13 protein-coding genes and 3 tRNA genes are annotated in these 14203 nt (G+C 54.0%); 2 read left to right on the top strand and 14 right to left on the bottom strand.

The annotated features are described in order from the left end of the window. Positions 1-8: 8 nt before the first annotated feature. From nuoH to WFM49_RS01220, 13 genes are all read right to left on the bottom strand, one after another. The gene (nuoH, locus tag WFM49_RS01280) at positions 9-1082 is read right to left on the bottom strand and encodes an NADH-quinone oxidoreductase subunit NuoH (protein ID WP_060186470.1); all 1074 of its coding nucleotides are present in this window, start codon (positions 1080-1082) and stop codon (positions 9-11) included. Position 1083: 1 nt separating this feature from the next. Then, a complete protein-coding gene (gene nuoG, locus WFM49_RS01275; RefSeq protein WP_035272463.1) occupies positions 1084-3414 on the bottom strand; it encodes an NADH-quinone oxidoreductase subunit NuoG in 2331 nt (776 codons plus the stop codon). A 14-nt stretch (positions 3415-3428) separates the two neighbouring features. Next, positions 3429-4796: an NADH-quinone oxidoreductase subunit NuoF gene (gene nuoF / locus WFM49_RS01270; RefSeq protein WP_336971286.1), complete on the bottom strand. Its 1368-nt coding sequence runs from the start codon at positions 4794-4796 to the stop codon at positions 3429-3431. Next, on the bottom strand, positions 4793-5287 hold the full coding sequence (gene nuoE, locus WFM49_RS01265; RefSeq protein WP_026483139.1) for an NADH-quinone oxidoreductase subunit NuoE: 495 nt from the start codon (positions 5285-5287) through the stop codon (positions 4793-4795). Before nuoE ends, nuoF begins: the two co-directional genes overlap by 4 nt. A gap of 29 nt (positions 5288-5316) precedes the next feature. Next, positions 5317-6570 (bottom strand): NADH-quinone oxidoreductase subunit D, encoded by a 1254-nt coding sequence (locus WFM49_RS01260; protein ID WP_009456688.1) that lies wholly within the window; start codon positions 6568-6570, stop codon positions 5317-5319. A 5-nt stretch (positions 6571-6575) separates the two neighbouring features. Next, positions 6576-7187: an NADH-quinone oxidoreductase subunit C gene (locus tag WFM49_RS01255; RefSeq protein WP_254498963.1), complete on the bottom strand. Its 612-nt coding sequence runs from the start codon at positions 7185-7187 to the stop codon at positions 6576-6578. A gap of 26 nt (positions 7188-7213) precedes the next feature. Continuing rightward, positions 7214-7690: a NuoB/complex I 20 kDa subunit family protein gene (locus WFM49_RS01250; RefSeq protein ID WP_003801059.1), complete on the bottom strand. Its 477-nt coding sequence runs from the start codon at positions 7688-7690 to the stop codon at positions 7214-7216. 147 nt (positions 7691-7837) lie between these two features. Next, a complete protein-coding gene (locus tag WFM49_RS01245) occupies positions 7838-8197 on the bottom strand; it encodes an NADH-quinone oxidoreductase subunit A (protein ID WP_003801061.1) in 360 nt (119 codons plus the stop codon). A 606-nt stretch (positions 8198-8803) separates the two neighbouring features. After that, positions 8804-9997, bottom strand: a complete 1194-nt coding sequence (locus WFM49_RS01240; protein ID WP_003801062.1) for a porin — start codon at positions 9995-9997, stop codon at positions 8804-8806. Between the two features lie 621 nt (positions 9998-10618). Beyond that, positions 10619-10703: transfer RNA gene (locus WFM49_RS01235), tRNA-Leu, on the bottom strand. 226 nt (positions 10704-10929) lie between these two features. Beyond that, on the bottom strand, positions 10930-11337 hold the full coding sequence (secG, locus tag WFM49_RS01230; RefSeq protein WP_009456694.1) for a preprotein translocase subunit SecG: 408 nt from the start codon (positions 11335-11337) through the stop codon (positions 10930-10932). 18 nt (positions 11338-11355) lie between these two features. Further along, positions 11356-12096, bottom strand: coding sequence for a triose-phosphate isomerase (gene tpiA / locus WFM49_RS01225; RefSeq protein WP_254498962.1), 741 nt, complete (start codon positions 12094-12096; stop codon positions 11356-11358). 158 nt (positions 12097-12254) lie between these two features. Continuing rightward, positions 12255-13229 (bottom strand): NAD(P)H-quinone oxidoreductase, encoded by a 975-nt coding sequence (locus WFM49_RS01220; RefSeq protein ID WP_250755927.1) that lies wholly within the window; start codon positions 13227-13229, stop codon positions 12255-12257. 233 nt (positions 13230-13462) lie between these two features. Here WFM49_RS01220 and WFM49_RS01215 point away from each other — a divergent pair. Then, positions 13463-13552 (top strand) — tRNA-Ser (locus WFM49_RS01215). A gap of 12 nt (positions 13553-13564) precedes the next feature. Next, positions 13565-13650, top strand: a tRNA-Leu gene (locus WFM49_RS01210). A gap of 364 nt (positions 13651-14014) precedes the next feature. Here the strand turns inward: WFM49_RS01210 and WFM49_RS01205 are convergent. After that, complete coding sequence (locus WFM49_RS01205; RefSeq protein WP_336971279.1) at positions 14015-14200, bottom strand: hypothetical protein; 186 nt, start codon at positions 14198-14200, stop codon at positions 14015-14017. Positions 14201-14203: the final 3 nt, after the last annotated feature.

Here is a 14203-nt window from a genome sequence, read left to right as displayed (position 1 = left end):
CCTTATCCTTAATGCCAGATGTTCCAGGGCGTCTGCATCCAGATCGCCACAATAACCAGCCAAACACCGGTCAGCGGGATAAATACTTTCCAGCCCAAACGCATGATCTGGTCATAGCGGTAACGTGGGAACGTTGCACGGAACCAGATGAACATGGAGACCACGACAAAGGTCTTCAGACCCAGCCACAGCCACCCCGGAATCCAGGTAAATGGAGCGAACTCGACAATGGGAGTCCAGCCACCCAAGAACATGATGGACGCCAGAGCCGACAGGAAAATCATGTTGGCGTATTCGCCCAGGAAGAACAGAGCGAAACCGGTACCGGAGTACTCCACCATGGGACCGGCCACAATTTCCGATTCGCCTTCCACCACGTCAAACGGGTGACGGTTGGTTTCAGCAACGGCCGAAATCACGTAGATCACAAACAGTGGCAGCAATGGCAGCCAGTTCCAGGACAGGAAGTTCAAGCCCTTGTCCGCAAAGTAACCCTGAGTCTGACCAAGCACGATGCCCGACAGATTCAGCGTGCCGGAAACCAGCAGCACGGTAATCAGCACGAAACCGATGGCCAGCTCGTAGGACAGCACCTGAGCGGCTGCACGCAGACCACCCAGCAAGGCGTACTTGGAGTTGGAAGCCCAACCGGCCACGATCACACCGTACACACCCAGCGAGGTAATCGCCAGAATGTACAGCAGACCGGCGTTAACGTCGGACAGAACCACATCGGGGCTGAAAGGAATCACAGCCCAGGCAGCCAGAGCAGGCATCAGCGTCACAACCGGAGCCAACAGGTACAGGACCTTGTTGGACTTGGCTGGAACGATCAGCTCTTTGGTCAGCAGTTTGAAAACGTCAGCGAAAGGCTGCAGCAAGCCACGGTAACCAACACGGGTTGGTCCCAGACGAACGTGCATGAAGCCGATCATCTTGCGTTCCCAGTAAGTCAGGTAGGCAACACACAGAATGACGGGCACAGCGATGGCAACAACCTTCAGCAGCGTCCACACCACATACCATGCGGTCGGACCCAGCAGGTCCGTGCCGTAGCTATTGATGGCAGAGAGAAATTCCATGTTATGCACGCTCCACTGTCAATTGACCGAATGCGCTACCCAAAGCGGCTGTTTCAGAAAAAGCGGTGGCAACACGCACCGAGTTCAATGCCACGGTGTCATCCAGCTGAGCTGGCAGGCTGACTTCGCCTTGCGAAGAACGAACCTTTACCAGATCGCCGTCAGCCAGACCCAGTTGGGCCAGCGTGGCAGCGGCCATGCGAGCCGTAGGTGCTGCCGAAGCAGGTGTTTCCTGCAAGGGAGCCGAACGGCGCACCAGCGCATCGCTACGGTAGATAGGCACATCTGCCACACGCTCCAGACCGCTTGCTGCAGGCAGAACGCTGGCAGCCAGATTGATCTGGTTGGACAGACGCGATTCCACACCGGCAGCCATGACAGAGTCACGAACCGATTCGGAGGTTTCATCGTCAAAACCATCCAGCTGGAACAGATTGCCCAGCACGCGCAGAACCTTCCAGGCCGGACGTGTATCGCCCACAGGAGCAGCAGCACCCTTGAAGCTTTGTACACGGCCTTCGGCGTTCACGAAGGTGCCGGAGGTTTCAGTGAAAGGAGACACGGGCAGCATCACATCGGCCCACTGCTCGGCAGCGGAACGATAGGAAGTCAGCGCGACCGAGAAGGTGGCGGACTTCAGTGTTTCTACTGCACGTTCGCCCAGATCGCTGTCCAGTGCTGGCTCAACATTCAGAACCAGGTAAGCACGCAGGGTTTGAGCCAGCATTTGCTCGGCAGTCAAACCGCCCTTGCCCGGTACGGCGTTAGCCAAATAACCACCCACGGTGTTACCACCGGCAGTCAGGAAGCCCAGCTTGGCACCGCTAGCCTGTGCAATCGCATTGGCGTTGGCAGCAATTACGCTAGCCTGATCCGAGTTGACAGCCATATTGCCCAGCAAGATAGCGACGCGTTCGCCGGAAACCAGGCTGTCAGCAATCTGCTGAGCTTCAGCAGAAACTTGCACGCCTTCCAGACCCGCAGGAACTGCGCTGTCTTTGGCTTTGGCAACGGCAACCAGCACTTGAGCCAGAGAGTTGGCCAACTGGCTGGGAGCCACCGTCATGCGGCCAGCAATCGCATTGAACAATGGATTATCGGCAGCCGAATCAATAAAGGAAACTTGAGCGCCACGTTTGACAGCCTGACGCAGACGCTGGGCCATCAAGGGGTGATCTTTACGCAGGAAGGAGCCCACGACCAGAACGCGATCGAGCTCGTTCAAGGCGGTAAGAGGCATACCCAACCAAGGCACACCGGCCAGAGCACCATCCAGACGGGCATCGGTCTGACGCAGACGGAAGTCCACGTTTTCGGTACCCAGAGCACGACCCAGACGAGCCAGCAAAGCCAGTTCTTCAGTCGTGGAGGTAGCCGAACCAATACAGCCCAGTTGATCTGCACCAAACTTCTCGCGCACGGCATTCATGCCGGCAACGATGGTTTGCATGGCGTCGTTCCAGGAGGCTTCGCGCCACTGGCCGTCATCACCGCGCACCATGGGGCGAGTCAGACGATCTTCGGTGTACAGGCCTTCGTAGGAGAAACGGTCACGGTCGCTGATCCAGCACTCGTTGACTTCGTCGTTCTCGAAAGGAACAACACGCAGCACCTTGTCCATCTTGGCTTGCAGCACCAGGTTGGCACCCACGCTGTCGTGCGGGCTGACGCTGCGACGACGGGCCAGTTCCCAGGTACGGGCATTGAAGCGGAAGGGTTTGGACAGCAAGGCACCCACGGGGCAAACGTCAATCATGTTGCCCGACAATTCAGACTCGACTGCGCGACCCACAAAGGTGGTGATTTCAGCGTGCTCGCCGCGGTTGAGCATACCAACCTCTTGAACGCCGGCGATTTCTTCGCCAGTACGCACACAGCGGGTGCAGTGAATGCAGCGCTGCATGGCTTCGGTCGAGATCAGTGGGCCCATGGATTTGGCGGCCACAACGCGCTTTTCTTCCTTGTAGCGCGACTCGGAGCCACCGTAACCCACGGCCAGATCCTGTAGCTGACACTCACCGCCCTGGTCGCACACGGGGCAATCCAGGGGGTGGTTGATCAGCAGGAATTCCATGACGCTTTTTTGAGCGGCAATGGCTTTTTCCGAACGAGTACGCACAACCATGCCGTTGGTGACGGGAGTGGCGCAAGCAGGCAAAGGCTTGGGCGCTTTTTCCACGTCCACCAAACACATGCGGCAGTTGGCGGCAATACTCAGTTTTTTGTGATAACAGAAGTGCGGCACGTAGACCCCGGCGTCATGGGCAGCCTGAATGACCATGCTGCCTTCCGGGGCGTCAACTTTAATGCCATCGATGGTGAGTTCTACCATTACGTTGTCCTGGCCTACAAATATTGAGGCACCACACAGCCTTTATGCTCGATGTGGTGTGCGAACTCGTCGCGGAAATGCTTAACGAAACTGCGCACCGGCATGGCAGCAGCATCACCCAGGGCGCAAATGGTGCGACCCATGATGTTCTGTGCGATGTCATCGAGCATGTCCAGATCTTCTGGGCGACCTTGACCGTTCTCGATACGATGCACCATGCGCCACAACCAGCCTGTGCCTTCCCGGCACGGCGTGCACTGGCCGCAGCTTTCGTGATAGTAAAAATAGGACAGGCGCAGCAGGGACTTGACCATGCAACGAGTCTCGTCCATCACGATGACAGCGCCCGAACCCAGCATGGAACCAGCCTTGGCAATGGAGTCATAGTCCAGGTTGGTCGCCATGATGATGTCGGCGGGCAAAACGGGCGAGCTGGAACCACCAGGGATCACAGCTTTCAGTTTGCGACCGTTGCGCATGCCGCCTGCCAATTCCAGCAAGGTGGCAAACGGCGTACCCAGAGGCACTTCGTAGTTACCGGGACGCTCTACGTCGCCAGTAATGGAGAAGATCTTGGTACCGCCCGCATTGGGGATACCCACTTCCAGGTATTCCTGACCGCTGTTGCGCAAAATCCAGGGTACAGCCGCGAAGGTTTCGGTGTTGTTGATGGTCGTCGGCTTGCCGTACAGACCAAAACTGGCCGGGAATGGTGGTTTGAAGCGAGGCTGGCCCTTCTTGCCTTCCAGGGACTCCAGCAGCGCAGTTTCTTCACCGCAAATATAGGCACCGTAACCGTGGAACGCATGCAGCTGGAAGCTGAAATCCGAACCCAGGATCTTGTCACCCAGAAAGCCTGCCGCACGGGCCTGTTCCAGCGCTTCTTCAAAACGCTGATAGATTTCGAACACTTCACCGTGGATGTAGTTGTAGCCCACGGTAATACCCATGGCGTAGGCTGCAATGGCCATGCCTTCGATCACGATGTGCGGGTTGAAACGCAGGATATCGCGGTCTTTGAAAGTGCCGGGTTCGCCCTCGTCGGAGTTACATACCAGGTACTTTTGTCCGGGCAAGCTGCGGGGCATGAAGCTCCACTTCAAACCCGATGGAAAACCTGCACCACCACGACCGCGCAAGGCCGAAGTCTTGACTTCAGCAATCACGTCTTCGGGCTTCATGCCGGTAGTCAGTACTTTACGCAGAGCTTCATAGCCACCACGCTTGACGTACTCTTCCAGGCCCCAGTTGTCGCCGTTCAAACCAGCCAGAATCTGTGGCTGAATATGACGATCATGAAAAATCATGCTGCGCGACAGGTCGCCACCAGGGTTAGGTTCCAATCCCTGTGCGAACTTGCGCAGAATGTCCGGTGCAATCATGCCGATTCTCCGTGTGTCTTCAATTCTTCGAGCATGGCATCAATGCGCTCGGCTTCCATGCGCACGCACATATGCTGATTGTTCAGCAGCATGACGGGCGAATCACCACATGAACCCATGCACTCTCCCATGATCAGGGAGAACTGGCCGTCCGCCGTGGTTTCACCGTATTCGATACCCAGTTTCTCTTTCAGGTACTCGCCTGCCTTGACGCCATCACGCAGCGCACAGGGCAAGTTGGTGCAAACGGAAATGGTGACGCGGCCAACGGGCTTGGTGTGGAACATGTTGTAGAAGGTCGCAACCTCCTGCACAGCGATAGGCTCCACGCCAATATATTGAGCCACATCCTCGATAATTTCTGGCGATACCCAGCCTTTTTCCTGCTGGGCAATGGCCAGGGAGGCCATGATGGCAGAGCGACGTTGATCTGCCGGGAACTTGCTCAGTTCCTTATCTATCTGTTGGTAGGCTTTTTCGGAAAGCAACATAATTCGGTTCCGTTTTTCCAGGCGCGACCTTAGCGGTCGATCTCGCCAAACACAATGTCCTGCGTGCCGATGATCGTTACCGCGTCGGCAATCATGTGACCGCGGCTCATTTCATCGAGGGCCTGCAAGTGGACGAAGCCCGGAGCACGGATCTTCATGCGGTAAGGCTTGTTACCGCCGTCAGATACCAGATAAATGCCAAACTCGCCCTTGGGATGCTCCACACCGGCATACACTTCGCCAGTAGGCACGTGCATACCTTCGGAGAACAGTTTGAAATGGTGGATCAAGTCCTCCATCCCGGTTTTCATGCGTTCGCGCGATGGCGGCGCCACTTTGTGGTTATCCGTGATGACAGGACCGGGGTTGTTGCGCAGCCACTGTACACACTGACGGATGATGCGGTTGCTCTCGCGCATTTCCGCGATACGAACAAGGTAACGGTCGTAAGAGTCACCGTTGCGACCCACAGGAATATCAAATTCGACGCGATCATAGACTTCGTAGGGCTGCATCTTGCGCAGATCCCACTCAACGCCCGAACCACGCAGCATGGGGCCGGTAAAGCCCAGCGCCTTGGCGCGATCAGGATCCACGACGCCCACGCCCACCAGACGCTGCTTCCAGATACGGTTATCGGTCAGCAGGGTTTCGTATTCGTCAACACAAGTGGGGAAACGGTTGGTGAAGTCTTCGATGAAATCCAGCAAAGAACCCGAACGCGCTTCGTTCATGGCTTTCAGTTCTTTGTCGGAGCGGTATTTGTTGGCCTTGTACTGTGGCATGGTGCCGGGCAGATCGCGGTAAACGCCACCTGGACGGTAGTAGGCCGCGTGCAAACGGGCGCCGGAGACCGCTTCGTAGCAGTCCATCAGGTCTTCACGTTCACGGAAGGCGTACAGGAACACAGCCATGGCACCCACGTCCAGCGCATGCGAACCGACCGACATCAGGTGGTTCAGGATGCGGGTAATCTCGTCAAACATGACGCGGATGTATTGAGCACGCAACGGCACCTCAACACCGACCAGACGCTCCACGGCCATACAGTAAGCGTGCTCGTTGACCATCATGGACACATAGTCCAGACGATCCATGTATGGCAGGGTTTGCAGGAAAGTGCGGTGCTCAGCCAGCTTTTCGGTGGCACGATGCAACAGACCAATATGGGGGTCAGCACGCTGAATGACTTCGCCGTCCAGCTCAAGCACCAAACGCAACACACCGTGTGCGGCTGGGTGCTGAGGACCAAAGTTCAGGGTGTAGTTTTGAATTTCTGCCATGATGCTTATCGCCCAATTCCGTAATCGTCCTCGCGCACCACTCGTGGCGTGATTTCACGCGGCTCGATGGTGACGGGCTGGTAAATGACCCGCTTCTGCTCGGTGTCATAGCGCATTTCGACGTAGCCGGAGATGGGGAAGTCTTTGCGGAACGGATGACCGATAAAACCATAGTCGGTCAGGATGCGACGCAGATCAGGGTGGTTCTCGAAAATAATGCCGTACAGGTCAAACGCCTCGCGCTCGAACCAGTTCACCGACGGCCAGACCTCGAACAGGGTTGGCAAAGTGGGGAAATCGTCGTTGGGCACAAAGCAGCGCACACGCAGGCGCCAGTTGTGCTTCAAGGACATCAGGTGCAGTACGACGGCAAAGCGATGGGGAAACTGAGCCGATGCAGCCTGATAGGTAGGCGCTTTCCAGGCGGAATAATCAATCCCGCACAAGTCGATACAGGTCTCAAAGCGCAGATCAGCGTGGTCGCGAAGCAATGTGCAAGTGTCGACCCATGCATCAGCGGGCACTTCCAAAGTGAGTTCATTGCGCGCTTGCGTCAACGCAGCCTGCTCGCCAAGGATAGAGAGCAAGTTGGTTTTTAAAGTTTCTAGCCGTGTCATAGTCTTGTTTAGCCTGTTCTAACCGTTCAGCGTGCGATGGTATTGGTCAAACGGATCTTGTTCTGCATCTGCAGCAAGCCGTAAACCAAAGCCTCAGCAGTCGGAGGGCAGCCTGGCACATACACATCTACCGGCACGATGCGATCACAGCCGCGAACGACCGAGTAGGAGTAGTGGTAGTAACCGCCACCGTTGGCACAGGAGCCCATGGAAACGACCCAGCGTGGCTCGGCCATCTGGTCGTACACCTTACGCAAGGCGGGTGCCATCTTGTTGCACAGGGTGCCCGCCACAATCATCAAGTCAGATTGACGTGGGCTGGGACGGAAAATAATGCCGAATTGGTCCAGATCATAACGAGCTGCACCAGCGTGCATCATTTCCACTGCACAACAGGCCAGACCAAATGTCATGGGCCACATGGACCCTGTTTTTGCCCAGTTCAGAAACTTGTCTGCACTGGTCGTCACAAAACCTTCTTTGAGAATGCCGTCGATAGCCATAGTAGTTGCCTTTTGCCGGATCAGACCCTGGGAAGCCCCGGCCTATCCTGTTGCTGACCAAACCCGCTGTCATCAAGACGCATCCTCGTGCCCCTTATGCCCAGCAGCAGACGCGAAAACCCCTAGCAGGGTTCTCTATGGATGGGTTTACTCCCAGTCCAGAGCGCCTTTTTTCCATTCGTAGATAAAACCGACCGTCAAAACGGCCAGGAACGCCATAACGGTCCAGAAACCGACCAGGCCTACTGTTCCATTGGCCATGGCCCAGGGAAACAGAAAAGCGATTTCCAGATCGAACATGATGAACAGAATCGCGATCAGGTAGTAACGAATGTCCACCTTCATGCGCGAATCACCGAATGCTTCAAAACCGCATTCGTAAGGAGAGAGCTTTTCAGCATCGGGCCGGTTTGGACCGAGCACTCGACCGACTAAAAGTAGAGCCAGGCCAATCCCAGTGGCGACGATGATAAATAGCAAAACGGGAAAGTACTCTTGCAGGTTCATGCAAAGCATCCAATCGCAGTAAATAAACTCTTGGATTGTAGCATTTTGAGAGCACAGTTTTGGGGGATAACCCCAAACCATTACATCTATGCAAGGGTGTTGCACCCATGCCGCAAAAACTGTCAGCTACCTGACCAAAAACCCTTCAACTATTGATTATTTATTCTATTAAGGGTTGTGATTGTAGACCTCAATCAAATATCTTACTCGTTTTTGTAAGGTAAATGTCAGCCACCAAACAGAAGAAAATGATTTTTCCTGCTTATTTTGTAAGCAAGCCAAACAAGACCAAGTAGTCGCAATGGTCGTTAGAAGGGTTTAGCACGCACCCCAGCTCCGGCCCCAGACCCCACACCACAACAACAGAGCACCACCCCAGGAAACTCACGGACCTTACACCAATAGCCAACACATACCAACGAACCCATAAACACGAGCGACAAAACCCAATAAAGCCTCTATAGCCCAAACGGACTTAAGCAGAGGCCTCAAAAAAGCAGTAGACAATAAAAAAGCCATCCCGAAGGATGGCTTTTTATACTTCTACAGTTCAGGCAAGTCCGGAGATTTGCCCTTCGCAACGCGTAGACAAGCTACGCGAAACGATTAGAACTGGTGACGCAGACCGACGCCGATCAGAGTCGACTTAGCATCAGGCAGGAAGTACACGTTCTTGGCGTAGGAGCCGATGGCGTACACGTTCGTGCGCTTGCTCAGTGGGTGGCTGTAACCCAGGCTGAACGTGTGCTGTTTCTTCATTTCCCACGACAGGTTGGAATTAGCCAAAACATCTGGAGCCGAACGAGGATCAGCCATTGTCCAGGAACCCATCACAGTACCGGCACCCACTGGAGCGGACAAACCGACCAAGTAGGAGTTAACTTTCAAGCCGTCCAGGCTAGGATTGTTGTAAGCATCCAGCACATCACCCAAGCCAAAACCGCTGTAGGACTGAGCAGCGAACAAACCGTCACGGGTTTGACCGAAAGCCAAGTAAGCCTTCACAACTTCAAAGTCGTAGCTACCACCGATGTTCCAGGACTTAACAGTGTCACCACCGCTCACTGGACCATTCACAACAGCACGGCTTTCAGCAGTTTTGTACTGATCGTATGTCAGAGCAACACCGATAGGACCGTTAACGTAACGCAGACCGGTGGTCACGGCGCGCTGGTTGCGCTCCAGACCATCATTAATGTTGTTAACTTCGTTAATCTTAGCGACTTGAGAGCCATCAGTGTTGAAAGAGTAACCAACGCCGAACTGGAAGCCGGAGAAGTTAGGGGTTTGGTACATGACCATGTTGTCGTAACGAGTGGTGTTAGCGGCTGTGAAAGCACCACCAATGTTAGCTTGGTCGAAACCACCGCCGAAAGGATCGGCTACGCCTGGCAAGTACTTGGAGGCGATATTAGTTTGACGACCGAAGTCCAATTGACCCCAGCTGTCACCAGCCAGACCCAGAGTGGCGTGACGACCGAACAGACGGCCACCTTGAGCGGATTTACCGGTGGACAGGTCAAAGCCGCTTTCCAGTTGGAATACAGCGCGCAGGCCATCGCCCAGATCTTCGGAACCTTTCAGACCCCAGCGGTTGCCCGACTGGATGCCGTTGATCATACCGGTTTTCTTCTGTTCGTAAGAACCACCGTTACCGTTGGAGGTGTAGTCCTCAGTAGCTTTGAATTTTTGGTAACCGATACCACCGTCCAGAATACCGTACAGGGTGACAGACGTTTCTGCGTGTGCGACGCCAGCGAAGCCGGCCATCAGAGCAGCAGCGAGCAGAGTCTTTTTCATGTAAGAAATCTCCGTAGATTTGAGTAAATCAGAGCAGCCCAACTACAACAGTGCTGCTGCTCTTTCTAACTCCGCGATGGGAAGTTAACGCTATTGCATCAAAATTCCCGTCGCTTGACTACGAAACCCTTCGGAAACGTGAATCTTTGTGCACAGCTTGTTGGCTATACACAACAAAAACCCACTTGAAGCCGCTTTCCATGCCGCCTTGAACAAGCACGACAATTAGCAGGCTAAAGCCGGAATCTTCTTAAGAACTTGCTTTAAGTGATCCGAGCAATCGGTTGCTAATGCTGGTTTTCTGCAAATAAGGCAAAAAATGAAATCAGCACCGAAAAAGACAAGATCGCCGACCCCAGCCTATCGAGAGCCAAAGCCGGCCACTCAATCCATTTGATAAATTCCCACATTATGGGAATTCACAGCAACATGGGATTCAGCATTCACTGACCCGGTTCAATCACTTTTCAGACAATCAAGACCAAGTCTTGAAAATCACAACACAAGCAATTTACACAAGACGGTAAAACGCCCAAAAAATGGCAAAAAAAAACCTGCCCTTTGTCAGGATCAGGTTTTATTTCCAGGCTCCGCAATCGCAGAACTTTTCAACTTTTTGTTTGGTGCCGACGACGAGACTCGAACTCGTACAGCTTTCGCCACTACCCCCTCAAGATAGCGTGTCTACCAATTCCACCACGTCGGCAAGCAATCAAGACAGCGATATTAGCATGACGAAAGTAAAGCTGTCAGTACAAAACAGCCCAAAACACCTAAAAAAGCACGTACACAGGCATATTCCACACAAACAACGCCAAATAGACAAAGCCCGCCATTAGAGGCGGGCTTTGATATCGTATTTTCCGATCCTGCTTGTGATCTTTACCGCCTTCTATATATAGAGCAGCATTGAACTCCCAAACAGATCGAACTTACTCAGCAGCAGGAACCGCAGGAGCGCTTTGCTCAGGAGTTGCCGAAGGAACTGCAGCTGGCACAGAAGCGTCAGGGGCCGGAACCGAAGCTGCACCCGATGGAGCTGCGCCAGGAACAGACGATTCGTAACCTTGCATCACCCCCGCATCTACTTTCTGCGCAGGATGATGAGCAACCCAAGCCAAACCACCGGTGGACACAAAAAAGACGATTGCCGCCCATTTGGTCATGCGCGACAAAAAGTTCGCCGCACCTGCCGCACCAAACACACTCCCTGCCGAGCCGCCACCAAAGGCCGAGCCCATATCAGCGCCCTTGCCTTGCTGCAGCAGAACCAGACCAATAATCAACAGCGAGGAGATAACCTGCACCGCCATCAGAACGGAAGACATCCAATCTTGCATTTAAAGACTCCAGACCCTTTAAGCGGCCACAATACGTAAAAATTCTTGCGCATCCAAAGATGCACCACCCACCAAGGCACCATCAATATCCGGCATGGCGAACAGCTCGGCGGCATTATCCGCCTTCACGCTGCCACCGTACAAAATACGCAACTGATCCGACTCCATATAGGCACGAATCTGTTGATGCATTTGCTGCGCTTGCTCCGGCGTTGCAGTCAGGCCCGTACCAATAGCCCAGACCGGCTCATACGCCAGGACCAGTTTGGATACCACTTCAGCCCCAAGAGCCTTAATGGGTTCAAGCTGATCTTGCACCACACAGGTTTCCTGCCCCGCCTCACGATCGGCCAACTGCTCGCCAATACAGACAATAGGCGTCAAGCCCGCATCCAGTGCCGCAACAACTTTGGCGGCAACCTGAGCGCTACTTTCCTGGTGATACTGACGGCGTTCGGAATGCCCGACAATCACCCAGCGACAGCCGATATCAGCCAGCATTGCCGCCGAGATTTCCCCAGTGTATGCACCCTTGGCGTGGACACTGACATCTTGAGCACCGACCGCTATGGTCGAATCTTTCAAGACACCTGCCACCTGAGGCAAATACACATAAGGAACGCATACAAGCACATCACAATCTGCCTGCACACCAGGCTGAACGAGCAGTTCTTGCAGCAGACGGCTGTTGCCATCAAGCGAGCCATTTAATTTCCAATTACCCGCAACCAGTCGTTTACGCGAAGAATGTACGCTCATTGCTCCCTTGATGCCAGTCAAAAAGTTACACCAACGCCCACAATCAAGGCGCAGCTAACCGGCTATTGTAGCGCGTGCTAATCCATTTCGCGCATATTTGACAGAAAATTCGTTTCAGAACGGCAAGAAAAAGGGTGGCTATGCCACCCTTGCTGCTTTTATGGAACAAGAATGATCTTGCCCACCTGCTCACCCGCCTCCATCATGGCATGCGCTTCGCTCGCCTTTTCCAAGGGGAAAGTGGCATGAATCAAGGGACGTACCTGCCCTGCTTCCAGCAAAGGCCAGACACGCTCTTTCAGAGCCTGCGCCAGTTGCGCCTTGAACTCGACAGAGCGGGACCGCAAGGTTGAGCCGGTAATAGTCAGGCGACGACGCAGAATCTCCCCACAATTAATCGTGGCCTTCACCCCACCTAGCAAAGCAATAATGACGATACGGCCGTCATCGGCCAGACACGTCAAATCCCGGTTGATGTAGTCGCCAGAGACCATATCCAGAATCACATCAACACCACGGCCGCCTGTTTTGCTTTTGATGACGTCTTCGTAAACTTCGGTTTTATAGTTGATGCCGATCCCGCCCAAGCGATTAATGGCCTCCACGCGTTCATCACTGCCTGCCGTGGCATATACCGTATGCCCCAAAGCCACCGCCAACTGGATAGCTGTTGTTCCAATTCCGCTTGCACCGCCATGAACCAGCAGGGTTTCACCCTTGCTCAACTGACCACGGTCGAACACATTGCTCCAGACAGTGAAGAAAGTTTCTGGCAGCCCCGCCGCCTCCAGCAAGCTGAAACCCGCAGGAATAGGCAAGCACTGCTGTACTGGCACCACACAATATTCGGCATAGCCACCACCAGTGACCAACGCACAGACCTGATCCCCAATCTTGAACCCACTGCCCTGCACATCGCCCGATACGATTTCACCGGCCAGTTCCAGGCCGGGAATATCAGAGGCACCAGCCGGTGGCGGGTAAGCGCCTGCTCGTTGCAAGACATCCGGACGGTTCACGCCCGCCGCCAGCACCTTGACCAGCACTTCACCAGGACCTGTTTGTGGCATGGGGCGCTCGCCCACTCGCAACACTTCCGGCTTTCCAAACTCGGTAATTTCAACAGCTCGCATACCTACTCCCTGATATCTAGACTATTTTTCCAGCGCGGCTGCAAGCACAAACCATAAGCAGCCGCCTTACCTGCTGCAATCTATCACAGGCACTGGCATCAACGCCCTATTCCAGCCATGAAAACAGATTATTTCGATGACGCTAGCAAATTTATACGTTACACTTTAAGGCTTTCCTGGCCTCCGTGCTTTTTTGTGCATGTGACTTATCAGGAAGAAAAGCCCAACAGACAGGAAGCGTGCCAGAGCGGTTGAATGGACCGGTCTTGAAAACCGGCGATGGGGTAACCCATCCGTGAGTTCGAATCTCACCGCTTCCGCCATCATCTCCCGCTGCATCCATGGCGGAATTGGTAGACGCAAGGGACTTAAAATCCCTCGATCTTTGATCGTGCCGGTTCGATTCCGGCTGGATGCACCAAATATTCACGATAGCAGGCAGATCTCTTTGCCCACCATAAAAACCTCGGTTTTTATTCGCTCGTGACAAATAAGTACCAATCAAGAAAGCTCGCTTCAAAGCGGGCTTTTTTGCGTCCTGCCTGAAAACCCAATCCAAGCCATCACCCCGCAAGCACCACCTGAACCTGACCGACTGTTTACCCCCCGCTCCGTAAGTAAAGCCTCTCCAGCTCCTCCAGGACCGAAACTGCTCCCAAGAAGCAAACAGATCAAAAATAGCGAACCAACAACAAGCAAAGTCACAGTTACATTCACAGTCACAGCCATAACTACAACTACAACTACAACTACAACTACAACTACAACTACAACTACAACTAAGGCTACGGCTGAAACCACAGGCATAACAAGCACAGGTACAGGTACAGGTACAGGTACAGGTACAGGTACAGGTACAGGTACAGCACCAACAGATTATCCTCCAGCTCTTGGCACAAGCCGATACGCAGCCACGCTCCCAAAAAGCAGCCGAACGCAAAAAACCCGCCTTTCGGCGGGTTTTTCTTCAAGCA

The sequence above is a fragment of the Alcaligenes sp. PF14 genome, assembly GCF_037150615.1.
Lineage (GTDB): Bacteria > Pseudomonadota > Gammaproteobacteria > Burkholderiales > Burkholderiaceae_B > Alcaligenes > Alcaligenes phenolicus.
The sequence above is the reverse complement of the archived record's forward strand: the minus strand, read 5'-3'. Positions and strand labels throughout refer to the sequence as shown.